General features: G+C 37.4%; 20 protein-coding genes. 3 read left to right on the forward strand and 17 right to left on the reverse strand.

Features of this window, described 5'->3' with window-relative positions:
- Positions 1 to 9: 9 nt before the first annotated feature.
- The 7 genes from ACZ5R4_RS10205 to ACZ5R4_RS10235 all read right to left on the reverse strand — a co-directional run bounded on the left by ACZ5R4_RS10205 (position 10) and on the right by ACZ5R4_RS10235 (position 6,756).
- Positions 10 to 609 (reverse strand): response regulator transcription factor, encoded by a 600-nt coding sequence (locus ACZ5R4_RS10205; RefSeq protein ID WP_109984762.1) that lies wholly within the window; start codon positions 607 to 609, stop codon positions 10 to 12.
- Positions 606 to 1,745 carry a sensor histidine kinase gene (locus tag ACZ5R4_RS10210; RefSeq protein WP_342767746.1) on the reverse strand — a complete coding sequence of 380 codons (1,140 nt, stop codon included), beginning with the start codon at positions 1,743 to 1,745 and terminating at the stop codon, positions 606 to 608. The genes ACZ5R4_RS10205 and ACZ5R4_RS10210 overlap by 4 nt, the downstream gene beginning before the upstream one ends.
- Positions 1,746 to 1,844: 99 nt before the next feature.
- Entirely contained in the window at positions 1,845 to 2,321 is a 477-nt protein-coding gene (locus ACZ5R4_RS10215) for a DinB family protein (RefSeq protein ID WP_109984760.1), read from the reverse strand.
- Positions 2,322 to 2,413: 92 nt separating this feature from the next.
- Positions 2,414 to 3,469, reverse strand: coding sequence for a Delta(5) desaturase DesA (gene desA, locus ACZ5R4_RS10220; protein WP_054860686.1), 1,056 nt, complete (start codon positions 3,467 to 3,469; stop codon positions 2,414 to 2,416).
- 100 nt (positions 3,470 to 3,569) lie between these two features.
- Positions 3,570 to 4,697 carry a radical SAM/CxCxxxxC motif protein YfkAB gene (gene yfkAB, locus ACZ5R4_RS10225; protein ID WP_109984759.1) on the reverse strand — a complete coding sequence of 376 codons (1,128 nt, stop codon included), beginning with the start codon at positions 4,695 to 4,697 and terminating at the stop codon, positions 3,570 to 3,572.
- A 336-nt stretch (positions 4,698 to 5,033) separates the two neighbouring features.
- A complete protein-coding gene (locus ACZ5R4_RS10230) occupies positions 5,034 to 6,026 on the reverse strand; it encodes an acrylyl-CoA reductase family protein (RefSeq protein WP_109984758.1) in 993 nt (330 codons plus the stop codon).
- A gap of 109 nt (positions 6,027 to 6,135) precedes the next feature.
- Complete coding sequence (locus tag ACZ5R4_RS10235; RefSeq protein ID WP_054789132.1) at positions 6,136 to 6,756, reverse strand: superoxide dismutase; 621 nt, start codon at positions 6,754 to 6,756, stop codon at positions 6,136 to 6,138.
- A gap of 172 nt (positions 6,757 to 6,928) precedes the next feature.
- On the opposite strand from ACZ5R4_RS10235, the gene ACZ5R4_RS10240 reads away from it, so the two are divergent.
- Complete coding sequence (locus ACZ5R4_RS10240; RefSeq protein WP_109984757.1) at positions 6,929 to 7,576, forward strand: helix-turn-helix transcriptional regulator; 648 nt, start codon at positions 6,929 to 6,931, stop codon at positions 7,574 to 7,576.
- A gap of 65 nt (positions 7,577 to 7,641) precedes the next feature.
- On the opposite strand, the gene ACZ5R4_RS10245 is transcribed toward ACZ5R4_RS10240, so the two are convergent.
- Both ACZ5R4_RS10245 and ACZ5R4_RS10250 read right to left on the reverse strand, forming a co-directional pair.
- Positions 7,642 to 9,717, reverse strand: coding sequence for a glycosyl hydrolase 115 family protein (locus ACZ5R4_RS10245; protein WP_464368436.1), 2,076 nt, complete (start codon positions 9,715 to 9,717; stop codon positions 7,642 to 7,644).
- 158 nt (positions 9,718 to 9,875) lie between these two features.
- Entirely contained in the window at positions 9,876 to 9,998 is a 123-nt protein-coding gene (locus ACZ5R4_RS10250; RefSeq protein ID WP_425454586.1) for a GapA-binding peptide SR1P, read from the reverse strand.
- Between the two features lie 477 nt (positions 9,999 to 10,475).
- On the opposite strand from ACZ5R4_RS10250, the gene ACZ5R4_RS10255 reads away from it, so the two are divergent.
- Positions 10,476 to 12,053, forward strand: coding sequence for a Vga family ABC-F type ribosomal protection protein (locus ACZ5R4_RS10255; RefSeq protein ID WP_109984851.1), 1,578 nt, complete (start codon positions 10,476 to 10,478; stop codon positions 12,051 to 12,053).
- Here the strand turns inward: ACZ5R4_RS10255 and ACZ5R4_RS10260 are convergent.
- The 8 genes from ACZ5R4_RS10260 to ACZ5R4_RS10295 all read right to left on the reverse strand — a co-directional run bounded on the left by ACZ5R4_RS10260 (position 12,050) and on the right by ACZ5R4_RS10295 (position 24,662).
- Positions 12,050 to 12,739, reverse strand: a complete 690-nt coding sequence (locus ACZ5R4_RS10260) for a DUF624 domain-containing protein (RefSeq protein WP_109984755.1) — start codon at positions 12,737 to 12,739, stop codon at positions 12,050 to 12,052. The two genes, ACZ5R4_RS10255 and ACZ5R4_RS10260, sit on opposite strands and share 4 nt — an antisense overlap.
- Positions 12,740 to 12,754: 15 nt before the next feature.
- The gene (locus ACZ5R4_RS10265) at positions 12,755 to 15,139 is read right to left on the reverse strand and encodes a glycosyl hydrolase family 95 catalytic domain-containing protein (protein WP_464368437.1); all 2,385 of its coding nucleotides are present in this window, start codon (positions 15,137 to 15,139) and stop codon (positions 12,755 to 12,757) included.
- A 25-nt stretch (positions 15,140 to 15,164) separates the two neighbouring features.
- Positions 15,165 to 17,219, reverse strand: a complete 2,055-nt coding sequence (locus ACZ5R4_RS10270; RefSeq protein WP_464368438.1) for a glycoside hydrolase family 65 — start codon at positions 17,217 to 17,219, stop codon at positions 15,165 to 15,167.
- A 1-nt stretch (position 17,220) separates the two neighbouring features.
- Positions 17,221 to 19,485: an AraC family transcriptional regulator gene (locus ACZ5R4_RS10275; RefSeq protein WP_464368439.1), complete on the reverse strand. Its 2,265-nt coding sequence runs from the start codon at positions 19,483 to 19,485 to the stop codon at positions 17,221 to 17,223.
- 134 nt (positions 19,486 to 19,619) lie between these two features.
- Positions 19,620 to 21,152: an extracellular solute-binding protein gene (locus ACZ5R4_RS10280; protein ID WP_109984751.1), complete on the reverse strand. Its 1,533-nt coding sequence runs from the start codon at positions 21,150 to 21,152 to the stop codon at positions 19,620 to 19,622.
- Positions 21,153 to 21,300: 148 nt separating this feature from the next.
- Positions 21,301 to 22,842: an extracellular solute-binding protein gene (locus ACZ5R4_RS10285; protein ID WP_109984750.1), complete on the reverse strand. Its 1,542-nt coding sequence runs from the start codon at positions 22,840 to 22,842 to the stop codon at positions 21,301 to 21,303.
- Positions 22,843 to 22,859: 17 nt separating this feature from the next.
- A complete protein-coding gene (locus ACZ5R4_RS10290; protein WP_054860692.1) occupies positions 22,860 to 23,729 on the reverse strand; it encodes a carbohydrate ABC transporter permease in 870 nt (289 codons plus the stop codon).
- On the reverse strand, positions 23,730 to 24,662 hold the full coding sequence (locus tag ACZ5R4_RS10295) for an ABC transporter permease (RefSeq protein WP_277678458.1): 933 nt from the start codon (positions 24,660 to 24,662) through the stop codon (positions 23,730 to 23,732).
- 395 nt (positions 24,663 to 25,057) lie between these two features.
- Here ACZ5R4_RS10295 and ACZ5R4_RS10300 point away from each other — a divergent pair, with 395 nt between their 5' ends.
- A complete protein-coding gene (locus ACZ5R4_RS10300) occupies positions 25,058 to 25,345 on the forward strand; it encodes a hypothetical protein (protein WP_054789211.1) in 288 nt (95 codons plus the stop codon).
- Positions 25,346 to 25,363: the final 18 nt, after the last annotated feature.

Below are 25,363 nucleotides of genomic sequence, written 5' to 3' on the forward strand. Positions count from 1 at the left end.
TTCATGTCCCTATTTTAGCCACCCTTTATCCTTTGCTTTTGCAATCGCTTCAATTCGGTTTTCTACTTCTAATTTATCCAAAATAATCGATATATAATTTCGAACGGTTCCATTTGTTAAAAAAAGTTCCTTTGCAATATTTTTAGTAGTTTTGCCCTCTGCCATCAGGTTCATGACATCCAATTCTCTCTCCGTTAATGGATTACAATCTGCAAACGCTAAGTCAATCAATTCTGGTGCGTAAATTTTTTTCCCTCTCATGATTTGGCGAATCGATTGTGCTAAATCTTCACTTGGACTATCCTTCAATAGATAGCCCATTACCCCTGCATTTCTTGCCCGTTCAAAATAACCCGGTCTTGCAAAGGTTGTTAAGATAATCACCTTACACGGATGATCAGTCAGCTCCTCCGCTGCATCTAGCCCTGTTTTAACTGGCATTTCAATATCCATAATACAAATATCAGGATCTTCCCTTTTTACTAATGCCAGAACTTCATCCCCATTGCTTGCTTTGCCAACAATCTTCATATCCTCCTCCAAGTCAAGCAGGGAACCAAGCGCTCCTAATAAAAGCTGTTGATCCTCAGCCAATACAATTCGAATCAAACCTCATCCACCTCCATCTGCTTAATTACTTTTGGTACTGTTAATTGGATAGTAAAGTCTGTTTCTTTTTTTAATAACTTTATTTTGCCTTCTACAAATTCCAATCTTTCTCTCATTCCTTTTAAACCATTACCAAAAGCTATCGTTTGATTTGTCCCAACACCATTGTCCGTAACCTCTAGTTGAAAACTATCCTGCTTTTCGATAATGGAAATAGTACAATGGCTTGCTTCACTATGTTTGACAACATTGGTTACTGCTTCTCTTAGGCACATACTTAACACATTTTCAATAAGTAATGGAATATGGTCAATGTTCACCTTCATCTCTGCATGATTTTGGATTCCTGCTACTGTTAACAATTGCTGAACATGGTCGAGCTCGTCCGTTAATTTTATCATTCTCATTTCCGAGACCATTTCTCGTACTTCCTTTAAAGCTTGACGAGCTACATGTTGAATATCCTGCATCTCTTTTTCTGCTGCCATGAGGTCTTTTTTCATTAATTTTCGAGAAAGTTCACTTTTCAGTCCGATTAAAGAAAGCTTTTGTCCTAATGTATCATGTAGATCACGAGCAATTCGATGTCTTTCTTCGACGATCGCTAACCGAGCAATCTTTCGGTTAGCATCCTCTAGCTTCCCTTCTAGCTCCTCTTGCTTTAAGCGACTATATCGATTAATCGGAATAAGGATAACTCCTAGTATTGTCATCACAAGAAATGGGATTTGTCTTATAATTAAATCATAGTTTAACCAGAAGGCAAGTGCCATCGCCGCTACCGTTGTAACGAGATGGATCACGTAAAAAGTAACAAACCCTGCCTTTCTCTTAATATTCCCAATAAAAAAAGCGGAAAACAAAGCGAAATAAACATAACCAAATAATAGGGTCATCGCAATATTGATCACAAATTCAATACTTAATCCTATGTACACAAGTCTTCCTCTAGAAGTATATGAAATCCAGTAGGTAATAAAGAAAATTAAAGTGACAGCAATACCAAAAATAATTTCATACAATGCCGTAGAACGAAAAATAAAGTAAAATGGCAATACACAAAAAATAATCCATATGTATAAACTCAAACCAGTATTTTTAGGGAATAAATGATACCAATTTTGCAAAATAGTCACCTCTCATCGCTTTTTCCAGTATAACCGATTTACTTAACCTAAAACTATTTAAAGGCATGCATTCACAAGGAATCCATACCTTTTTCTATCATTGTTCTGTTATGCTTCCCTTTTTGACAAGAAGGTTTTTAATTGATTAATATGATGATGATCATGCCAGATAAAGTCTAATAAGTATTGATAGGCGGAGAATTTATTCCCATCTCCATCCACGCGTTCTTCTATAAACGCTTCTTCTGATAAGGATTGTATTTGATTGATCAACTCAGACCTATATTGAATAGTCCTATCGATGATTTCCTGCCGGCTCGTTCTTTTGGCATAGTCTACAGCTTTTTGATTAAATTGATCAAAGTTTAGATGCTGAACTGTTACCGGTTGGTTATTTGTTATTTTTTGGATTCCTTCCTCCAGAAAATATTTATCCCAAAGCATGATATGGGCGACCACATCTCTTAATGTCCACTTCCCTTCAGCTAGCGGCGTAATCCAAGTTAATTGGTCTAACTCCCTTAATGATTCAACAAACTGAATGAGCTCCGAAAATTCCTTCATTAGCTGCTCTCTCTTTTGCAAAAGATTCCCTCCTAGTAAAAATTATCTTTACTAATAAGTTCGACCTTTTCCTGAGGAATCCTGTTCCTAGCAGTAGAAAAAAACGCTTCGAATTAAGATCGAAGCGTTTGAGATCCTTTAGCAGTTGAAGAAATAGACATCGAATTTTCCCTATTCCATTCCCTTTTCACTTCTTTAAAGCTAACAAAGGTTTTTTTCTCTTCATCATATAGACGAAAACGTATTGACTCTAGGCTAGTCCATATCGTAATAGTGGTTGCATTGTGAAGTGGCGGTGTTTGTTGATGTGCTTTGTCTAGATTATAATTTGGAACTCTTGGTGCTAAATGGTGTACATGGTGGTAGCCGATGTTTCCTGTTAGCCATTCTAACCATTTAGGTAATTTATAATAAGAACTCCCATCAACCGCTGCTTTGACATAATCCCATTCTGATTCATTTTCAAAATAAGAATCTTCAAATTGATGCTGTACGTAAAATAACCAAATTCCTAGCATTCCCGCAACATAAACAATTGGTAGCTGTACAAACAAAATAGCTTCCCAACCAAGTGTTAATATGATTACGGTATAAATTAATAGAAGTAAAACGTTGATTAGATACGTATTCCAGCGCTCCTTCTTCTTTGCATCTTTCCGATTAAAACGATTGGAATATAGAAACAAGGACAATGGGCCAAGTCCAAACATAATGAGTGGATTACGGTATAGACGATATTGTAATCGAAGCCCTTTAGATGCCTCCTTATATTCCTTTACTGTCATGATCCATACGTCACCAATACCACGTTGGTCAAGGTTCCCACTTGTCGCATGATGGATGGCATGCTCTCTTTTCCATTTTTCAAAAGCAAAATGAGTAATTACACCCGTAATGGTACCTAATATACGATTCCATTTTTTATTTTTAAAAAATGATTGATGAGCACAATCATGAAAAATAATAAAGGTCCTGACCATAAAGCCTGCAGCAATCACTGAAATTCCAATACTTAAGAAAACGGAAATGGATAGACTTTGATATGCCAAAAACCATAGTAGAAAAAAAGGTAAAATGGTATTTAATATTTGAAAAACACTCTTTTTAGTATGTGATGTAGCGTATGGCATTACATCTTTTCGGAGCTGCGCCTGTTTTTGTTTACTCATCTTATCCCTACTTTCGTAGCTTCTTTGTTAGTATTTTACGAATTTTTCAGGATAATTATTAGAGGCAGCTGTCAGTATTTCGATATGACAAATGTCATATTTATCTCGAGATATTACTAACTCTCTCCGAAAAATCTACACCTTGATAATACGTATTCTTCACTAAAATATTTGGACCAAGGCATCGCACCTTAGGACAATGACAATTGAGAGAGTGAGCAGTCTTCGAATTCATCCAACGATCATAGGCTTCCTGTAAGGTTGTATGCTGAATATTTCCTAATGATGGTTCCTCATCACCGAAATCTGTTACAATAACCTCTCCTGTAAAAATATTGACATTGAGACGGGAACGACCATCCGGGTCATTTCGAATAGTGACATTTTTCTCCTGATAGAGACGTTTTAATAGTGCTAGCTCCTTTTCATTTTTATTACATGGGTAAAAAGGTAAGGTACCAAAAAGCATCCAGATCGATGAATCGCGATGATTTAATAGCCTTTCGATCGCTTCCTGCATTTCCTCCAATGATAATGTCTGGAGATCACTAGCAAAATCAACAGGATACATAGGATGTACTTCGTGTCTAGCACAGCCCATTTTGATAATATGATCATGAATGGACTCTAAGTAAGGAAAAGTACGCTTATTCAGCATCGTTTCTGCTGATACCATAACACCTTCAGCAGCTAAACGCTGTGAATTTTCTACCATTCGTTCAAAATATTTTTTGCGATTTTCTTCGGATGGCTTTCTGTCCATATTCGCAAATCCTGTTTCAGCAAACTCCTCTGGTGTGCCCCAATTATGTGAAATATGTAAAACATCTAAGTAAGGAATAATTGCTTCATAACGAGAATAGGGTAAGGTTAAATTAGAATTAATTTGGGTCCTGACACCTCGTTCATGGGCGTATCGCAACAATGGGACGACATATTCCCTAATTGACTTTTTCGACATCATCGGTTCCCCACCAGTGATACTCAATGTTCTAAGATGTGGAATTTCATCTAGACGTTGTTTTAATAATTCAAAAGGTAGAGCTTCCGGATCTTTATCTCTTAATGTATATCCTACGGCACAGTGTGCACACCTCATATTACAAAGATGTGTTGTCGTAAATTCTATATTGGTTAACGTCATTTCCCCATATTCATCCACATCCATATAAGCTTCCCAAGGGTCAAACTTTGGAGTGATTGGAGTCCATGTTTCTGTTGATGTCATTTTCTATAAAACATCCTTTCTCTTTCTAACCTATCTATTCTAAGACGTATAGAATTATGTCCATACATATCCATATTATTGTAACAGAAAAATAGCAAATGCTTATCGAAAATCATCTTTTTCTTTGAAGAGGAATGATGAGGGGACATGTAACAAGAAAACTATTGTAGCTTACTAGCCCTAGCAACATAATTGCTAGGGCTAGCTTTAATCCGCTCATTTTATTATTCTAATTGCCATTGCCCACTCGGTCGTTGAATATCTTTTTTCAATCGTTGGATATAAATAATAGAAATAGCCGATTTTCCATAAAGAAAAATCGGCTTAAACGATCGATTAAAGTCTCACGATTATTCTTCCTCTTGCTTGTCCCTTTAATAATGTTGGTAAAACTTCTGGCAATTGCTGGAGTGTTACTTCTTGTTGAAGAAGTGCCCCCAAATTTTTTGGTTTATAATTAGTAGCCAAGCACTCCCATACCTTTCTTCTCACTTCCATAGGACAATACACCGAATCAATACCAAGAAGATTAACTCCTCGTAAAATAAACGGGAATACAGTTGTAGGTATTTTTGTTCCACCAGTTAGCCCACTTACCGCAACAGATCCCCCATACTCGATTTGACTTAAAAGGGATGCTAGTGGTTCACCACCAACAGGATCCACTGCTGCTGTCCACTTTTGTTTATGTAAAGAGTGAATTTGCCCATCATAAACCGCTTCTCTTGAAATAACAGATGTTGCCCCTAATTCCATTAAATAAGATTGCTCCGCCTTTTTGCCTGTACTTGCTTCCACGTGGTAGCCTAGTTTAGACAGAATCGATATAGCGAAGCTACCTACACCACCTGTTGCTCCAGTAACCAGGACTTTTCCCTTTTTAGAAGGAAAACCATTTTCCTCTAAACGTTTTACTGACAATCCTGCAGTAAAACCTGCAGTCCCTATAATCATTGCCTCCTTTAGTGAAAGCTGTGGAGGTAAAGGTATTAGCCAATCAGCTGGAATCTTCGCATATTCACTATAGCCACCAAAATGATTCACGCCGATCTCATAGCTAGTAGCAATTACTTTGTCACCTTCTTTATAGCGTGGATCTGTGGATGATTCCACAATTCCCGCTAGATCAATACCAGGAACCATAGGATAGTGTCTAATGATGTTACCATTTGGAATGGCTGCAAGACTGTCTTTGTAATTTACACTTGAATAGTGTACTTTAATTAATACTTCACCTTCTGGTAAGTCTTTTAAGGAAAGCTCCTGAATTTTCACTGAAAATTGATCTTGATCTTTATCCACAACTAAAGATTGAAAGGACTGATCCATCATTATCGCTCCTTTTTTAATTATCGAATCCTTACACTTTTAACAGAATCTTAACACATAAAAAGATGGAAAGATAACCATTAGTATCTTTCCATCCGATCATTTAAAATTATTTAATTGCTTGTCGATATTTTTCTGCAACTACGTCCCAATTAATGACTTGATAGAAGTTAGCAATGTAATCTGGACGCTTGTTTTGATATTTTAAGTAGTATGCATGCTCCCAGACATCAATCCCAAGGATAGCCGTTTTCCCTTCTGAAATAGGATTATCTTGATTTGGCGTACTTGTCACTTCTAACTTCCCATCCGAGTTAACAACTAACCATGCCCAACCAGAACCAAATCTTGTTACAGCAGCATTGGAAAATTCCTCTTTGAATTGATCAAAGCTTCCGAACTGTTGATCAATCGCTTTAGCAAGCTCTCCTTCTGGTTTATCTGCTTTCGATCCTGGTGCAATCACTTCCCAAAACAATGTGTGATTAAGATGGCCTCCACCATTATTTCTCACAGCGGTACGAATGCTTTCAGGTACGTTGTCTATATTAGCAAGAAGCTCTTCTAAGCTACTGTTAGCAAATCCCTCTTGACCTTCCAGTGCTGCATTCAATTTGTCTACATAGGTTTGATGATGTTTTCCATGATGAATTTCCATTGTCTTTTGATCAATGTGTGGTTCTAAGGCATCAAAGGCATAAGTTAATGCAGGTAACGTGAATTTTCCCATTTTTCCTACCTCCAAGATTAATTATTATACTTTTGGGTATAAAAAGTATAATATAATCATAAACCATATTTTTCTAGGATTCAATTAATTTGTTTCTTAATATTTCCAATCTTTTTTTATCATTTGTATAATAAAGAAAGGACATTCATTTATAAATAGGAGGGTTCTGAAGATGCCATCCGTTAAAACAACGAAAGATAAAATACTAGAATTATTTAAAAAAGAAATCTCCATGTCTGTAAAAGAATTAACCGATTTTTTAAACATGACAGATATGGCTGTTCGCAAACATATTCATAGATTAGAAAAAGATGGCCTGATTAGAAGTGAGCATCATAAACAATCTATCGGTAGACCAATACAAAGGTACTGTTTAACCTCAAAAGGAAATCGATTATTCCCTAACAATTATGAATCTATTAGTGTCGAATTTCTAAAAGATATTCAAGCAATACATGGGGATGAGTCGATAAATCAGCTCTTTAAAAAGCGGGAAGAACGACTTACTAATGATTACAAAAAACGTGTTACAAGAGCAACAAACAAAGAAAAAGTTGAGGAAATGGTGAAGATTCAAAATGAAAAAGGCTATATGGCGGAGCTAAGACAGATTAATGAAAATCAATATGAAATGACAGAATACAACTGTCCTATATTTGCCGTTGCAAACGAGTATCATATCGCCTGTCAATGTGAGACCAATATGTTTAAGCAGGTGTTGGCTACCGATCAAGTTGAAAGAGTGCAATGTAGAGCAGAAGGAGACAATCACTGTAAGTTTAGCGTTCATTTTTCAGACGAGGTAGCTTTAAAGGTATGATTTCATGGTACACCATCACCACTTTAAAGACAGGCTTTTAAAGTGGTGATGTTTTGCATTCCACGCTATATGGTTCCATTTTCTAAAAACTTCTCTTCTAGTTTCTGAGCTAGGTCATCATCAGATAGAGGCTCTCTATGGGTGTTCTCTAGATAAATATATTTTTCTGTTTCTGGCATAATGTATTCCTTATACCATAAGAAGAAGTCAGGACTATCTCCAAACACGCGAAGATATTTTCGCAATGTGTCTAAATTGTCTACGGTTGATTGAATATTCGTCAACCAATCTGCCCGGTAGAAGTTCTTCCATTTTCCGTGCTCTGATTTTCTTAATGTATCCACACCCATGCTATATGCCGCCATTGACTTTGAAGCCCATACAAAAGCAACAGGATAATTCCCTTCTTTAAAAGAGAAAAAAGCTTTACATAAACGAACAAACCCCAGACAGCCTGATTCATGTAATTCTACATGAAATAAAACTTGATCACGAAAACGAGTTTTCTCCTTGTCTGACAATTGTGCCAAAACCTTCCAGCATTTTTTCTTTAATTTAGCCCAATTTTCCAAGCCTTCTGTACATTTCTGATAAAAAAAGCTTACCTGTTCATCGAATGTTCTATTTTCCGGAACCCAGCCTAGTTTTTCAGCCCGTTTTGCTATGCTTCCGGTTAGCCAATGACCAATGATGATTCTTGCAGGATGATGATAAAACTCCTCCCCCGCCTTTTCATCTGCATATCCACCAAATGAAACCGTACAGGTAGCATACTCCTTATAAATCTTTCCAATTTCCTCTTGACAAGTAGAAAATAGGCGATTTATGAAGCTATCTAAGTGGCTATCGATGTCTGTAGTGCCATTTTTCCAGATTTCACTGACAAGATCCAGCTGATATAGATGTGGACGAATATTTCCACTGTTGAGCAAAAGATACTTATCTGCCTGGTGATGAAAAGCATTTTGTAGCTCTTTTAAAATGAAGGTAGACGAGGATGGAAACATGGTTAAGTGATTAGAAGCTTTCAAATCATGAAAAGTAATGTGATAGTATATACCATGTAATCCCTTATCATCGAGATCAGGCAATGCTGGAACTCGGTTGTTTTCATTCCCTTGACTTCTGGAAACCATCTTCCCATACCCATTATCTGCCCACATTTTAATCACATTATCAGGTAGCTTCATTACTCCTTGTTTGTAAAGCTCAGAGATCTCGCCATATAAAGCAACACCACAGACAGGATTCTCCACGTGCTTTTCGATCAATTCTTTCTGTCTATTGATAACATAGCTGATCATTTCCCCTCTCTTTTCAGGTGTATTAAAGCTCGGATCAAAGTCCCAAAAAGGCTGGTCTCCTTGACCTCGGAAAGAAAGCATCCATAAGACTTTTTTGTCCTTTTGTTTGATGATGGCTTCCTCCCAAAGTTGTTCAAATCGTTCACGGTTTTCTTTATAGCTTGCTTTTTCTCCTGGATAGGCTCTGAGGAACATCTCTGCACCGAGTGGCTCCGCATGGTGATGCGTAATCCATAGCCCCATCTCTGATGCTAAATGAAAGTGAATACCATGCTTCGGTAAATCCGTTCCAGGGATCACCATGTTCCCCCCACATCTTAACAATGCTTCAAATACAGGATACCAAACCTCTTCAGTTGGCGGATATTCAGGCTTCCAGCCAATCAGACAAACCTCATCATTGACAAACCAGCCTCTATATCGGACAACAGGCTCAATTGAAGCATAATTTTTTATCGGAATACGCACTTGCTCTTTCGTTTCCACCTCAAGGTCCGCCCAGAACCAGAAAGGATCAATACCAAAGTATTCGTTACTAATATGAAGCAAACCGTAAATAATACCTAAGTCATCGCTACCGACTACATGCATGACAGTCTTTTCTCTTTTAATAAATCGTATAGAATAGGACTCCTGTCTATGAAAAACAGGCTCGTCTTCCTCGGCATATCGAATAACAATTGTGGCATTATCCTCCTGTTCCGTTTCTTTTAGTGAAGATTGGAATACCTTTTTAAAATCTCGCTCAAACATCGAAATTCCATGCTGAATGGGTGTTGTACGATTTTGTGGGTATTTTATCAACACATTATTGTCTAGAATAAATGAATGAATCACGATAACCTCTCCTCGCACATAATATCATTAGAAAACGATTTCAATTGTTACAAGTATAACAATTTTATGCTTTATATAGGATGAAATAACAGAGAGAAATGATTAAAAAGGAGATAAAAAAGCCTAGATCCCGTAAGAATCCAGACAGAATAATTAAGCTATATTTTATTTTGTCTACTCTTCCTGCATTCGGCATTACAATAAGAATAATATTTAGTTACTCCATTCGTTTCCACCGATGCAACAACGTTATTACAATGCACACAAATAATGGTACCCATTTTCGTTGTTTGTCTATTTGATTTCAATTTACACCATCCCTTCCTTTGTGTTGTACTAAAAATTAATTATGTTGAATTTATAATAACATAAATATTATATAATGTACATTATATAATTTAAAATTAAATATAGTGCACATTATATATTAGCCTAGGTTAACAAAAGTGATATTGACATTCTTCTCCATTTTGCATATACTTACAGTAATTAATTTGAAAGGGTGAGCCATTTAAAATGAAGTATTAATCCTATTTTTATGCAATATTTCCATAATACAGACTTGTTGAAGTTCGACATTGGGATACGTCTGTCTTTATGGTAAATGTTCAGAATAGGATTAGCTTTATATGGCATACTAATCGACTTAGTTAAACAAATTGTCTTGGTGTCTTTATACACCTGAATTATGCCTCCTATTCTGAATGTGAATAAGGAGGCTTTTTTTGTCTCCATCAAGAAATGGAGTGAATAATCCTATGCTATTACAAGCGAAAAACCTTACGATTTCCGTTCAGGCAAGGACATTACTAGAGATTGATCTATTGGAGATTTTCGAAGGAGATAGGATCGGACTTGTTGGGAAAAACGGAACAGGAAAGTCCACCTTACTTCACACACTATCTGGACAGCTTGCACCAGAGAAGGGAAGCATTACCTATCATGGCACCTTGGAGCTCTTGCCCCAGCTTAAATTATCAGATGGACATAAAAGTGGTGGAGAAATAACACAGGCATACATTCAACGGGCTTTCTCAAATCAAAGCAGCCTATTATTAGCCGATGAACCAACGACCCATTTAGATACCAATCATATTGAGTGGGTAGAAAATACGTTAAAGCATTGGCAAGGGGCTTATGTGGTAGTTTCCCATGACCGTAAATTCTTAGATGTTACCTGTAGTAAGATATGGGAAATAGATCAAGGACGGCTGAAGGAATATAAAGGAAATTACCAGCGATTCAAGGAACAAAAGGAGCTCGAAAAACAACAGCAACTACAAGAATATGAAAAATATCAAACAAAAAAGCAGCAATTAGAAAATGCTTTAGTATTAAAATCAGAAAAAGCTGCAAGAGCCACTAAAAAACCAAAGAACACAAGTGCATCGGAAGCCAAAATCACCGGGGCAAAGCCTTATTTTGCCAAAAAGCAAAAAAAGCTACAGCAAACAGCCAAAGCAATAGAAACTCGACTTGAGAAGCTGGATAAGGTAGAAAAACCATATGAAGAAACACCGATAAAAATGGAGCTACCTCAGCAGGATAAAATAAAAGGTCGCAAGCTTATTCAAGTAGAAAATCTCCCTGGCACAATCGGTAGCAAAACTCTCTGGGATAAAGCGAATCTACTCATTCATGGTGGCGATAAAGCCGCGATCATTGGAGCAAACGGAACAGGAAAAACCACCTTAATTCGAAAAATTATCCAAAATGAGGAAGGTATTCACCTTTCACCAGCATGCAGGATGGCATATTTCAAACAAGATCTATCCATTTTAGATCCGAAAAAAACCATCTTAGAAAATGTACAGGAAGGCTCTGTTCATGATGATACTTTAGTTCGAACAGTGCTTGCTAGACTGCATTTTTATCGTGAACAAGTCCATAAAAAGGTAGAAGTGCTAAGTGGCGGAGAACGAGTAAAGGTTACTCTCGCAAAGCTGTTTGTCAGTGATTGTAATACGTTGATACTAGATGAACCAACTAATTTTTTAGACTTAGAAGCGATGGAAGCATTAGAAAGGTTATTGAACGAGTATGAAGGAACAATCATTTTTGTATCGCATGATCGCAGATTTGTCGAAAAGTTAGCAACAAAAGTAATTTCCATCGAAAATCAAAAGATAACCTATTTTGAAGGAAGCTACGAGCAATTTAGAAATAGAAAAAAGGTAAAAACAAAAGATACCTTAGCGGAACAAAAGCTTGTTTTAGAAACAAGAATCACCGATGTACTTAGTAGACTAAGCATCGAACCTTCCGAGGCATTGGAAAAAGAATTCCAGGCATTACTAAAAGAAAAACAAAACTTATCCAAAAGCACTGATCACTAAGTGATCAGTGCTCTTTCCTCTGTTCTATATATCTTCAAAAAAACAAGAAGAGAGAAAAAGACTAGAATAGACCCTGAAAAGATAGGTAACAGAAAAGCAAACCATTCGATCATGACATAAAGATAGATTGAACTAATCAAACCTAAAGACATCGATAGAAATGGGTGACCGAACATTAATATGGCTACATGTTTCCATATGGAACGGAGCTTCCCCTTCATATAGATAGCACCAGAAAACACCTGCAATTGATAAATAAAACCGAAAAATCCGATAATCAAGAATAGATAGATTAGTGAGGTATTTTTTATATCTAACATGTAGAAAAAGTCGATGAAGAAGATAGCCCAAAAAATAGTGAAGATAGTGCCCAGCTTCATACTTTTTTTATAATTTTCTTTAAAAAAAGAACAGTAATCTCGAAATATGCTAGTCTCGTTCTTATGGATGAATTGATTGACGACCGAGAACAATGCCATTATCGATGGATAAAAGACAAAAGGAAGTATGGCAAAAATCAGACAACATAAACCAATGATGACAGCAAGGGAATCTGCTATCAAAAGGTTAAATAATAGGAAAACAATCGGTGAATTAAAGAAGAACCAGATAATATTTACAAAAAAGAATTTATAGACCCAATCAGCTACAGTATAAAAACCACCCAATACTCCTGTATAATGCATCCTAATCACCTTTCTTTATTTAGTGAACATCTCTACCGTTTCTTCCGGTGCCAGCTTAACGTGAACGTACGCCTCCCCTAATTTGGATCGTGAAACTTCTCCCTCTCCTTTCCACTCATAATCATGAAAGTGAACAGGCAATCCTATTGTTAACTCAGTCTCGCGCTCTGCTTTCACGGTTACTGAGAAACTATTTCGTAAAAGATTCCATTGAAAGCTTATTGTTCCTGTACAAAAATGAAAGCTTTTGACCTTTCCTTCCTTCCAATCATCTGGTAGGGCTGGTAGTAGCTTTATCATTGTTGGCGACACATAAAGCAGCATTTCCTGTATCGCATTTACCACTCCTAAGTTAGCATCCATTTGCACAGGGGCAGTATCAATTTCCATTGTCAAGCCCATGTTACGCCAGTCATTATGAACAGTATACAAATTATTTAATAAACAAGAACGGGTTAAATGCTCTAAACAACGAAGGGCTTCGTTCCCCTCCTGAAGCCTTGCATAAATACTTGCCATATGAGCAAAAGACCAGCTTGTTTGTGCACCTAGCTTTCTTTTTCGAACCGCTTTTCTAAAGGCTTCAAATAAAATCCCTGCTTCCTTTACTAATTCCCGGCCAGGAAAAATCGGATAAATATGCGATAAATGTCGATGTTCATCATTTTCATCAAACTCATCATGCATCCATTCCTTAATTGCTCCCTGTTGATCAACTTGATAAGGAGGAATTCTTTCAAGCATTGCCTTCCAAGTAGAGGTATCTTCTGTGGTAACAAGCTCACTTCCTTCGATCAAGTTGGTGAGTAATTCCTTCATCACGGCAAAGTCCATTGTTGCATTAATCGCAGTTGGCATTGGGTGAGCGATGGGTTCTTTGCTGTCCGGCATAAAATTGCCAGGCGTATTTTCTGGAGATACGGACGGGAAATACTGATAATACCCATCATCTCCTATAACTAAAAAATCCTGATAAAATTGGACAGCTTCTTTCATAAAGGGAAGTGCCTTTTCCCTTAAAAAGGTTTCATCACCACTAAATTGATAGTAAGAATAAAAATGCTGTGCTATCCAACTAGCAGCAGTGGTCCAGTTCATAATAACGGGTACTAATTGATTCGGCTTCCCAATTCCTGGGGTCGTCCCAGCCGGTATGTAGATCCCACGGCAGCCAAAGAGCTTTTTCGCATTATCTCGAAAATCATCAAGCAATTGTTCATAATATTTAGTAAACGACAATTGTAATTGGTTCAACCCTCCCACTGCGGTATGCCAATACATCATCTGAATATTTTCATTCGCCATTCGGTGACTCCACATTAATTGATAATCGCCATGCCATAGACCATACATCGAAAAAGGTTGACCATTTACTTTCGTTCCAGAGAGGAATAAGTAACGCCCAAAGGTCCATAATTTCTCGATTAGTCTTGTTGGTGCCTTTTCTTTATATGCTTGTAGAAGTAATACTTCATTGGAATGCTCCTTAGGATCATTCGATAACTCCAAACTAGACGAAAAAAATAATGGCTGATAGATCATAAGATGTTCATTTAGTAATTGCTCATAGTTTTTCTCTATTTCGCTTAATTCTCGTTTTAATTTTTTCCACTCTATTTGACTATCCGCTTGGACGAATACTTTGACAAGGATTAATAAACGATTAGTACCAGTACAAACTACTTTTTCCTCACTAGAGCTAATTTCGCCTGACTCTGTGATAATACGAGCAACGGCTCCAAAATCCGTACCATCCTGATTCGTTGCCTTGTAAAACAAAAAATTATCCTCCGTTTCCACCTGAACAGTATTCCTTAACTCCCCATGCCTTTCTTTCATACGAGGAGAGTCCGTTGGATGGAGCTGAAAGCTTATATCTGTATCAATGGCATTGCTTTTATCCGAAAAGATTTCATAAACGATGATCTCGTCAGCTCGGGATACGAAAAGGTTTCGTGTGAAGCTCGTATCATTCTCCTGCCAAGACACAGAAACCTCGCCTGTTTCTAAATTGATTCCTCTATTATAGTGGCTAAATCCTGATTCGAAAGGCATTGTAAGACATAGATCAACAAGTGGTAAGGGGCTTTCTAATTTGGAAAAGTAACCGCGTTTTTTTACTTCCTTTGTTAAATGCCAATTAGCCTCTTGAAAATTCCCTTTATCCATAAGTTCCCTTGTTTCATTTAAAGTATAGCTTACATCTGGCAATTCCCCTTTCACGCCCATATGCCATAATTGAGAATGATTGATTAAAACTGTTTCATTTTTTATTCCACCATATACAGCTGCACCGATCTCACCATTTCCTGCTGGCAATGCTTCACGCCACATATTTCTCCACCAGGAGGCAGGGTATTGAAGTACAAGCTTGTTTCGATCTGCTACATTGTCAAACATGATGCTCCTCCTCCCATTTCCTATACTAGATATAGGCTTGGAACCCTTCGGCTTGAATATTCCACTTTCCATTGTCAGGAAAGCCTGGTACTACTTCCTTTTGCTCTACTCCATCCCATCCTGCTACCATCATTGCAATCGCAGTTAAAAGGCCTCCATTACCAGGAAGATATACGGTTAATCCAGGTCTTTGGTAATTATGTCCATTCGGCAAATAAGTATTTTTTACGGCATCCATTAATAAGAACTCAACAGCTAATTCCTTCTCCCCTAAGCGAGCAGCTGTCATGGCACACATCGGAAAATCCCAGCCCCATGCTGTATCCCATTGCCACTCCTTTTTCACTTTATCTAGTGTAAGTTTCATCTTTTCCTTATCAATCAATGATCCTGGTAAAATACCAAAGGCGGCCACCATCGAAGGATGATCATGATTTTTTTCGGTAAAGGTATTGTCACAACGCTCATGGGCTAAATAAACGTCATCCTTCACACGGGGAGCCTTTATATTTTCTGCAACATGGAGCCATTTTTCTTTAGGATGGATTCCTAACCTTTCTGACCATTTGATCGATATTTCTAAGCCATACTTCCAATACTCGACCTCATATGGTGGATTAATGGAGTCCTCCATACGATGACATTCCTGTGCAGGTATTAAAGGAGGCCCTAATACATATACTTCCTGCTCTTCATCCCACTCTGCGAAATCTGCCATAAAATCTGCTGTCTCAAATACCAGCTCCTTATACTGTTTAATCACCTCTTCTTCATGATTTGCCCTATAGAGTAATTCTAGTAGCATAATCGGATGGGGCTGTTGCCATATAAGTCCAGGTGCCACTGGAGAGGGACTTTGTCTTCCATCTATTCCAACCATTTTAGGCCATCTTGCTCCCTCGAATCCTTGTTCTCTAGCTAATTTTCTTGCTAGTGGTAGAATGTTCGAATACCATTCTAGACTCTTCTCTAACTTTTCCGATCTTCCCCATAACGGAAAATGAGCTGCATGCCACCAATGCATTTCTAGGTGTGCTTTACCAAACCAGCTATTATACATCAAGCCCGTTTCCTGTGGTGGGATCGATCCACTACTATGAATGTTCGTTAAATATTGTGAAAGAACGATTCTCCGTTCTAATTCTGTTGCTCGAGTATCGGTACTACCTTCAAAGGATACAAAGGATCCACTTTTCCAGAAATCTTCCCAGTATCGCTCAGAGCCTTTAATTATTGCCTCTACTGAATGTGAATTTGTAATTTTCTTCGGACTAAAGGATACTGTGAAGGAATATTCTTCATTTGCTGGTGGGACGAGCTGAAAAAAATGCCTATCTAACCTTGTAAAGCTAGCACCATTTATGTCCCATTTCACATAATAACTGTCCTCATCCATCACTCGTTTTATATGGGCTTCTTGCTCATTTTGATCAATTAGCTCCGATTCGTGCCTATCTTGATGATCCCAGTTAAGCTTTGTTGCTTTCGCCCAACTATTATGACTAATATCAGGAGATGGAAATGATTGAAGAATTCGAAGCCTTCCTTTTTGTAGGAGATTGGACACCACCTTGACTCCAATCGCATCCATAACAGGATCACAAATTGTCGTTACGATTACTTCTTCGTCACAGACGAGGAAGCGACTGTTTATAACTCCAGACCATAGATCTAACTCCTGCTCGATTTCTTTTATCTCATTTATATCTATTTCTTCTCCCTTATCGTTCAGAAATTGAAAGGAAATTTGCCCCAACTGTAATCGATGTGGATTTTGTCTAAGCCAATGATAGGCTTTTGCTTGTTCACCAGGCTTCATTGGATAAGGTATCTTTCTTCCATAATGATTAAAGGCTTGATATTCGATATCTTGCTCCGTATATAAATCTTTGCCACCACTATCATGCCATCCCCAATTAGATTGAGTTCCTAATGGTGTTTCATATAAATGGGGAAATGTTTGTAAGCCGGTGAAATCAACACTAAAACCAAATTCCCCGTTTCCAATAGACAACGGTGATAGTGGTTCGATACCATGTATTTTAGGATTATGCTTTTGTACGGTTTTTTTTCTATTCAAATTAGTCTCCTCCTCGAATGTTTTCATCAGGGTGTTCTAATACTTTGTTTAATTTTCTGTACTTCCCTGGTGTCATTTCTTTATATTCGCGAAACTTCCGAATAAAGCTATTCTCATGCTGATAGCCTACCTCTGAGGCAATGTCTGCAATTTTCTTATCTGTTTTCGTTAAAAGCTCCTGCGCCTTTTCCATTCTTAATCTAGTAAAATAGCCATAAATCGTCTCATCCATCTCATCCTTAAACCACTGACTTGCGAGACTAACACTCACTTGAACGGATTCAGCGATTTCTGGAATTCCAATCGGCTCACCGAGATGATCATTCATATATTGAATCATTTTCCTACATTGAACATATCTTTTCGTGTCATTTAATTTCTTAATATTTTCTATTCTTTCGGAAATTCTATCTTGGAACAGCTTGTAGATATCCTCCAAATTCATTGTTAGAATTTCTTCATATGAATAGTAAGTTGATGGATTCATATTATTAGCATTGGAGAAAATAACCTTTCTCACCTGTTCGATAAAATAAAAAGATAATTTCGGACTAATTCTACTATTCTTTATTAATTGAAATAATTTCGACACATTCTCAATGGCTTGCATCGGGTTCTCCATTGTCATGGATGATACGATTTGATCCATTAACTCTATATTTTTCGTATCCTTATCCTCTTCTTTTGGAACCTTAGTATAAATATTGCGGTAACCGTCAAAAAGGCGATATTGCAGTGCCTCCTCCGCTTCATTCATCTTATTTTTCAAGTCTTGTACTTTCACCCCCGTTTGGTGAAGACCTATCGAAACAGAAAACCCTAGAATGTTATCAATGTTCGAAAGCGCTATCTTTAAATGGTTTTCTAACTGTACTTTTTCCTCTAATTGTTGAATAATAACCATCATTTTATCCTTACCGATATCGACCGCTTCTACCTCATAATGGGTGGATAGCACCTCTGTCAGAATATTAATCATTCCGGATTTTACAACTGCTCGGTAATTAGCTGTAACACTTTCCTTCCAGGCTGGGTAGTTATCGATTGAAACGACCAATAATTGAATCTGGTCACTCTTCCATTCCCCAAAATAGGTTTGCCACTTCTCCTTCTGTTCGGAGGAGTTCACTAATTTTCCAATATACATGTCATATAGAAATTTAGATTTGGCCTCTACCTTCATTTTCTGGATTAGTCGTGATAGCTGGGCATGGTCACTAACTAGGTCATCTACAATATTTTCTAAATGAAGAAGATCCCGTCTGTAATGCTGGTTATCATCAACAAAGAACAGTTTCTTCAAACGTCTGATTGGCCTTAATTCAACAGAATGGATAAAGAAAATGGCAATTCCGCCTATAATAAGTGCAACTAGTGATACGATAAATACTACATTACGAATGGTTTTTGATTTAGCGAGAATACTCTCTTGTGATACTACGGAAATATATTTCCAGCCAGTAAATTCTGATTTGATTTGATTAGCTAATAAAATTTTATCGTTATACGTAATATTAGTAAGATTACCTTTACTAACTTCCTCATTCACAAATTGAACGGTATCTGCATCAAATGTATGGTTTCTTGTCATATGTAATATGGAATTGTTTTGGTCCAAAATATATTGCATGCTATTAGATTGTGGATCATCCGAGGACCTTAATTTGGAGAATAGCTCTCCTTGATTAAGATTAATCGCAATGATTCCTTTTGTTTCTCCTTTTACATTCACTTTCCGAAACAGAGTAATGTTAGAGCCTTTATGTCTTGCCCCATCTGGTAATTCTCGGTATTTTACGATCATCGACTTTTCATTAAATTCCTCTAGTACATTAGTCCATTTTGCATCATTAAAATTAGCACTGCTTGAGCTATAGCCTTGAGGAATAGCTACAAAGCTGTCCTTTACGATATTATAAATATAAATACTCTTAATAAAGGAGGAGTTTTGGGTTAAGGTTGTCAGCTTACCATAAATCTCCCTCATATTTTGATACGAGAATGGGGATGGATTAGTTAAAAAATGGTTGATATTATGATCAAGCGCCAGTTTAACCGCTATTTTATCCGATTCAACTAAATATTCATCAATATAATTCATATTAATTTTTAACATTTGGTGCTGTGGTTCGTTTAATTCCTGTTGTAAAATATCCTTAGATGTGTAATAAGAAGAAAAACCAACCGTTAAAATTATAAAAAGAACAGGTATCATTAATATGAGCAGCAACCTTGTCTGGGTATCGGAAAGATTCTTTCGAAGCATATTCCTAATTCTTGACGGAAAAAACTTTGACATACATTCACCTGCTTCCCTTTTCTCCTTATTCTATGATATGTCCAACCATTTGATAAGATTATTCTAGGGGGGCTGTCCTGCGAAGCGACAGCTCCCAATGATTACTTTACTTTCTCATACCACTCTTGTACTCGTTGCGTTACTTCCTCTCCACCAGATTGCTTCCACTTTTCTATGAATTCATCGAACTTATCAAGCTTCCATTCGCCAATTACAATTTTCGTCAAATATTCTTGGAATAGCTTATGTGATTGAATATCGGGATAACCCTCATAAACCGTACTCGGTAATCCATCGCCTGCGATTCTTCTTGCATCACTAGTAGCTACGTCAAAAATATCCTTTATCATTTGCTGATCTTCTTCTGGAAAAGAGTTTTCGATACGAATATCCATCGATTCCTTTGTTTGGAAATTTAACATTCCTAGTGCCAATGGTGTCTCATCGGTTGCTGGAAGTAATACTTTTTCACCATCCACCACTTCATGCTGGGCACCTTCTATGCCATATTGAATAAAATCAGCATTGGCTGGATCATAGAAGAAATCTAGTAGTTTCAGGGAATGGATAGCATTAGCCTCTGAAGCCTTAGGAATTAGCCATTCGGGAAGTCCCATACTTTTCTGTGTGATAAATCCATCAAACCCTTCTACCTCAGGCAAAGGCATTCCACTCACATAAGCATTAGGTGCTTCTTCTCTCATGGCATTAAGCTTATCTAACAAATTAGCTGGAAGGTGATACCAGCTTCCTACTAAATTATTATTAATTTTTGCTTGCCAAACATCTCCTTTATTCAGAAATGTTTCATTATCAAGTAATTTCTCCTCATATAATTCACGAAGAAATCCAATAGCTGCTTTCATATTTTCCGTAGTACCAGCATAATGGATTTCACCATTATATATATCCCACTCCGGATAACCTTCCCACATTGCCACACCAAACATGGAAAACAAGTGATCCATCCACCTTCCAAATTCTCTCCCAGTTGTTGGGATTTCATCTGGCTTTCCATTTCCGTTCGGATCTTGATCTCGAAAAGCAATTAACATAGCTTTATATTCTTCCAACGTCTTTGGCATTTCCATTCCAACAGCTTCGAGCCAATCTTGACGTAATAATGCTGCACGTGAAGGCACCATGTATACTTGGGGCACATAATAGATTTTTCCATCAGGAGAAGCTGTACGAACAATATCCCAAGCTTCTTTAGGAATTCTCTCCCAAACATTTGGTGCATATTTGGGCAATAATTCATCTAGTGCTAGTGCGCCGCCTTGAGTGATCAATGTTTGTTCCACACCACCAATTGGTCTTAATATATCAGGAAACTCTCCTGAAGCAATCATTAGGTTAATGTATTCTGCTGGTTCTGATCCTGGCGGTGTTGTTTCCAATTGATACTCTACTCCAGTCTTTTCTTTAATATATTGCACATGCGGATCATCACTAGTAGGGATCGTTCCTTTTCCTAAGTGACTTTTAAAGACAGTTACAGTGGCCTTATTGTCTTTTTCTATTACTTCATTATTATCCTTCTGACTAGTTGATTCCTCATTTGTAGAGCAAGCGGTGAATAACACTAAAAATAAGATCCAAACCGTTAATAAATAATTATGATTTCTTTTCATGCTTTTCTCTCCCCAAGCATTTTTATCAAGCAGAACCTATCAGAATACTTAATGGCCGATCTCCACATAGTTGCTTTATACCTCTCGAAATCTTGATGTGGGATCTTACGATTCTACTCCCCTGCACAACGGCAGGGGAGTTATAGCTTTATTTTACTTTCTCATACCACTCTTGTACTTGTTTCGTTACTTCCTCTCCACCAGATTGCTTCCATTTTTCTACGAATTCATCAAACTTATCAAGCTCCCATTCCCCAATCACAATTTTTGTCAAATATTCTTGGAATAGCTTGTGTGATTGAATATCGGGATAGCCCTCATAAACCGTACTTGGTAATCCATCGCCTGCGATTCTTCTTGCATCTGCCTTACTTACTTCAAAAATATCCTTCACCATCTGCTGTTCCTCTTCAACGAAGGAATTTTCGATTCTTAGCTTCATTGATTCATCTGTCGTTAAATTCAGCATTCCTAATGCAAGTGGTTTATCATCTGATGATGGTAGAAGAACTTTTTCGCCATCTACTACTTCGTGTTGAACACCCTCAATACCATACTGAACAAACTCTGCATTTTCCGGGTCATAGAAAAAGTCAAGAAGCTTCAGTGCATTAATTGCATTATCTTCTGATGCTTTCGGGATCATCCACTCAGGTTCTCCCATACTCTTCTGCGTGATAAATCCATCAAACCCTTCTACCTCAGGTAAAGGCATACCTGTAATATAGGCATCTGGTGCTCCTTCCTTCATTGCCGCATAGCGTTCACGAAGGTTTGCTGGGAGATGATACCAGCTTCCAACTAAATTGTTATTAATTTTGGCTGTCCAAACATCCCCTTTGTTCAAGAATGTTTCATTATCGAGTAACTTTTCTGCATAAAGCTCACGTATAAATGCGATTGCTGCTTTCATGTTTTCAGAAGTCCCAGCATAGTTGATTTCACCATCATAAATATCCCATTCCGGATAGCCTTCCCACATTGCTACACCGAACATGGCGAATAAATGATCCATCCATCTACCGAACTCCCTACCACTTGTCGGTAGCTCATCCTTTTTTCCATTTCCGTTCGGATCCTGATCGCGGAAAGCAATTAACATTTCTTTATATTCATCTAGTGTTTTTGGCATCTCCATCCCTACTGCGTCTAGCCAGTCTTGTCGTAATAAAGCAGCTCTCTCAGGGATTAAATAGACTTTAGGCACATAGTAGATTTTCCCATCAGGAGAAGCAGATCTTACGATATTCCACGCTTCTTCAGGAATTCTCTCCCATACATTTGGTGCATGTTTAGGTAATAATTCATCTAATGCAAGTGCTCCACCTTGGTTAATTAGCGTTTGCTCCACACCGCCTATTGGTCTTAAAATATCAGGGAAATCCTCTGAAGCAATCATTAGATTAATATATTCGGCTGGTTCTGAGCCTGGAGGGGTGGATTCCAATTGATATTCCACACCTGTTTTTTCTTTAATATATTGAACATGAGGATCATCACTACCAGGAATTGTCCCTTTTCCCATATGACTCTTAAACACCGTTACAGTTGCAGATCCATCAGCTGTTTCTTCTTTATTTCCTTCATCCTTACTGGTCGATTCATTATTGCTACTAGAACAAGCTGTCAGTACCAACAAGAACAACACGACTATAGAAAACAGGAATACATGATAACGATTTTTTTTCATACCCTTTTCCTCCTTCATTATTCTTTCAATGACCCAAGTACCGCACCTTTAACAAAGTATTTTTGTAAATAGGGATAAACTAAAACAATGGGAATCGTAGCAAATATAATCGTAGCTGCTTTTAATGTAGTGGTATTGAAGTCAAAATCACCCATTATTAAATCGACAGCTGCAAGCTCCTCTTCTGACGTAAAAAATGCTCGTAAACGCATTTGCAATGGCCAAAGCTCTGGATTTCTTAAGAAAAGCACCGCCGTCTTAAAGGTATTCCAATACCCGACAGCATAGAATAAGCCAATTGTAGCCAATACTGGTTTGGATAACTGTAAATAAATTTGAAACAATAAGCGAAATTCATTACAGCCATCGATGCGTGCTGCATCATCAATATCCTTTGGAATTCCCATAAAGAATGTACGAACAATGACCATATTAAAGGTGCTAACAAGTCCTGGTATAATTAAGGCCCATATCGAATCCATCAATCCCACTTCTCTTACGGTCAAGAAAAAAGGAATCATCGGTGCATTAAATATCATCGTGAGCACCATGATTAACATAATCGGTCTTCTAAGCAAAAATTCCTTCCTCGATAATGGAAACGCTGTCAAAATGGTGAACAGCATACTTAGTAAGGTTCCGACAATCGTAATAAATACCGTGACACCGAACGCTCTCCATAATACTTCATTTTGAAGGATATGCTCCCAAGTAGCTAGTGTAAATTCTACCGGTATTAAAAATACTTTTTTCGAATCAGCGGCTATTGGGGAGCTAAAGGAAACCGCCAATAAATGCAATAAAGGCGCAATCATCGTGGATGCCAATACGATAAGCACCGTGTAGTTAAACACTTGAAATAATCTTTCTCCAATTGATTGTTTCATTTACCACAACCCCTGTTCTGATTTTCTTGCCAGTCTGTTAAATATCCACAGTAACGCAAAACCGATAACCGATTGGAACAGGCCAATGGCTGTTGTTAAACTATATTGTCCTTGTAGAACCCCTGCGCGATATACATAAGTTTCGATGATATCCCCAACGGAGTACGTCATCGGTGTTAATAAGTTAAAGATCTGGTCAAAGCCTAATTCTAAGAAATTACCAATGTTTAATAAGAACAAGACAGAAATCGTTGGTAACAATAATGGAAGGGTAATGTAAATCGTTTGTTTAAATCGGTTCGCTCCATCAATCACTGCTGCTTCATATAGACTTGGATTAATTCCTGTTATGGCAGCTAGATATATAATGGTACCCCAACCAACTTCCTTCCAGATCCCAGAAATAATAACAATCGATCGGAAATAACCTTCCTCCTGCATAAACAATATCGGTTCCAGTCCAAAAAGGTCTCTTATTGCATTTACTAAGCCTTGGCTTGCCAGAAGCTCAAACACAATACCTCCAACTACAACCCATGATAAGAAGTGCGGAAGGTAAAATAAGCTTTGTACAGTTTTCTTCACAATTAATAATCTTACTTCATTGAATAGTAAAGCTAAAATAATTGGTGCTGGAAATTGAAATATCAATTGATATAAGGCAATCAATGCCGTATTTCTCAATACTTCATGAAAATCCTGATAATGTAGTAGATGCTTGAAATTTTCAAGACCTACCCATGGACTACCTAGTATCCCATTGAAAATTTGATAATCTTGAAATGCTATTACACTACCCATAAGCGGAATATACTTAAAGACAATATAATAAATAATACCAGGTAAAATCATTAAATAAAGCATCCAATGTTTACGTACATTTTTGATCAATCCATTTTGAAGCAATCGATCAAACCGGCTATTTGTTTTCATTACAGCTTGTTCATTTCCTACATGCTCCTCCATGCACTCCCCCCTTTCTCTTTTTTGAACCTCACTTTCGATCAGTGAACTATCCTGATAAATTGGGACCCCCACCAGTGTTGGACTAGGCTTTTTGTCAAAGGATTGATAGTTTCCCACCGATGGTTAGCGAAACTTTTCAGGATATTATCGTCTGTTATCCCTCATTTAATCTTAGAATGAAGGTTGCAGACAGCTATCACTGTGATAAAATCATATCGTGAACTTAATCTAACAAACAATCAACCATTCCTACATTTACTATTCAATTCTTATTTCGAGGCATAATCAATAATTTGTTGAGGACTTGTTGGTTTTGTTTGTTCTAAAATCGGTAAGAGCATTTCATAAAGGAGGATGGTGGATTGGAGAACAAGAGATGGATACACAACTTATTCGGTCCTAAGTATGAAGGCTTAAAGCTCATCATTTTTAATGCCATATGGTTATTACTTTATACCATTTTTTGGAGCATAGAAATACAATATAATCCTCTCTTACTTACCCTATTGTGTATGTCCAGTTTACTTCTCGTGTATCTGTTACTCAAAGGGAAAATGAAGGGGCTAAAGAAACTAGAAGTCATCTCTTCTGTTGGAATGATAGCAGTTTGGATTACTGCATTGTTAATGATCATAATGGGTTACTCCTAGTATTAAAAAGATCTCTCC

The organism is Gracilibacillus sp. JCM 18860 (assembly GCF_055395245.1).

Coding starts and splice junctions, on each gene's coding strand:
- ACZ5R4_RS10230 (WP_109984758.1), bottom strand. CDS start 6,026: ATGGATCAGTCCTTTCAATCTTTAGTTGTGGATAAAGATCAAGATCAA.
- ACZ5R4_RS10260 (WP_109984755.1), bottom strand. CDS start 12,739: ATGCATTATACAGGAGTATTGGGTGGTTTTTATACTGTAGCTGATTGG.
- ACZ5R4_RS10275 (WP_464368439.1), bottom strand. CDS start 19,485: ATGCTTCGAAAGAATCTTTCCGATACCCAGACAAGGTTGCTGCTCATA.
- ACZ5R4_RS10290 (WP_054860692.1), bottom strand. CDS start 23,729: ATGAAACAATCAATTGGAGAAAGATTATTTCAAGTGTTTAACTACACG.
- yfkAB (WP_109984759.1), bottom strand. CDS start 4,697: ATGACATCAACAGAAACATGGACTCCAATCACTCCAAAGTTTGACCCT.
- ACZ5R4_RS10255 (WP_109984851.1), top strand. CDS start 10,476: ATGCTATTACAAGCGAAAAACCTTACGATTTCCGTTCAGGCAAGGACA.
- ACZ5R4_RS10280 (WP_109984751.1), bottom strand. CDS start 21,152: ATGAAAAGAAATCATAATTATTTATTAACGGTTTGGATCTTATTTTTA.
- ACZ5R4_RS10265 (WP_464368437.1), bottom strand. CDS start 15,139: ATGTTTGACAATGTAGCAGATCGAAACAAGCTTGTACTTCAATACCCT.
- desA (WP_054860686.1), bottom strand. CDS start 3,469: ATGAGTAAACAAAAACAGGCGCAGCTCCGAAAAGATGTAATGCCATAC.
- ACZ5R4_RS10240 (WP_109984757.1), top strand. CDS start 6,929: ATGCCATCCGTTAAAACAACGAAAGATAAAATACTAGAATTATTTAAA.
- ACZ5R4_RS10295 (WP_277678458.1), bottom strand. CDS start 24,662: ATGAAAACAAATAGCCGGTTTGATCGATTGCTTCAAAATGGATTGATC.
- ACZ5R4_RS10285 (WP_109984750.1), bottom strand. CDS start 22,842: ATGAAAAAAAATCGTTATCATGTATTCCTGTTTTCTATAGTCGTGTTG.
- ACZ5R4_RS10235 (WP_054789132.1), bottom strand. CDS start 6,756: ATGGGAAAATTCACGTTACCTGCATTAACTTATGCCTTTGATGCCTTA.
- ACZ5R4_RS10250 (WP_425454586.1), bottom strand. CDS start 9,998: ATGGGTACCATTATTTGTGTGCATTGTAATAACGTTGTTGCATCGGTG.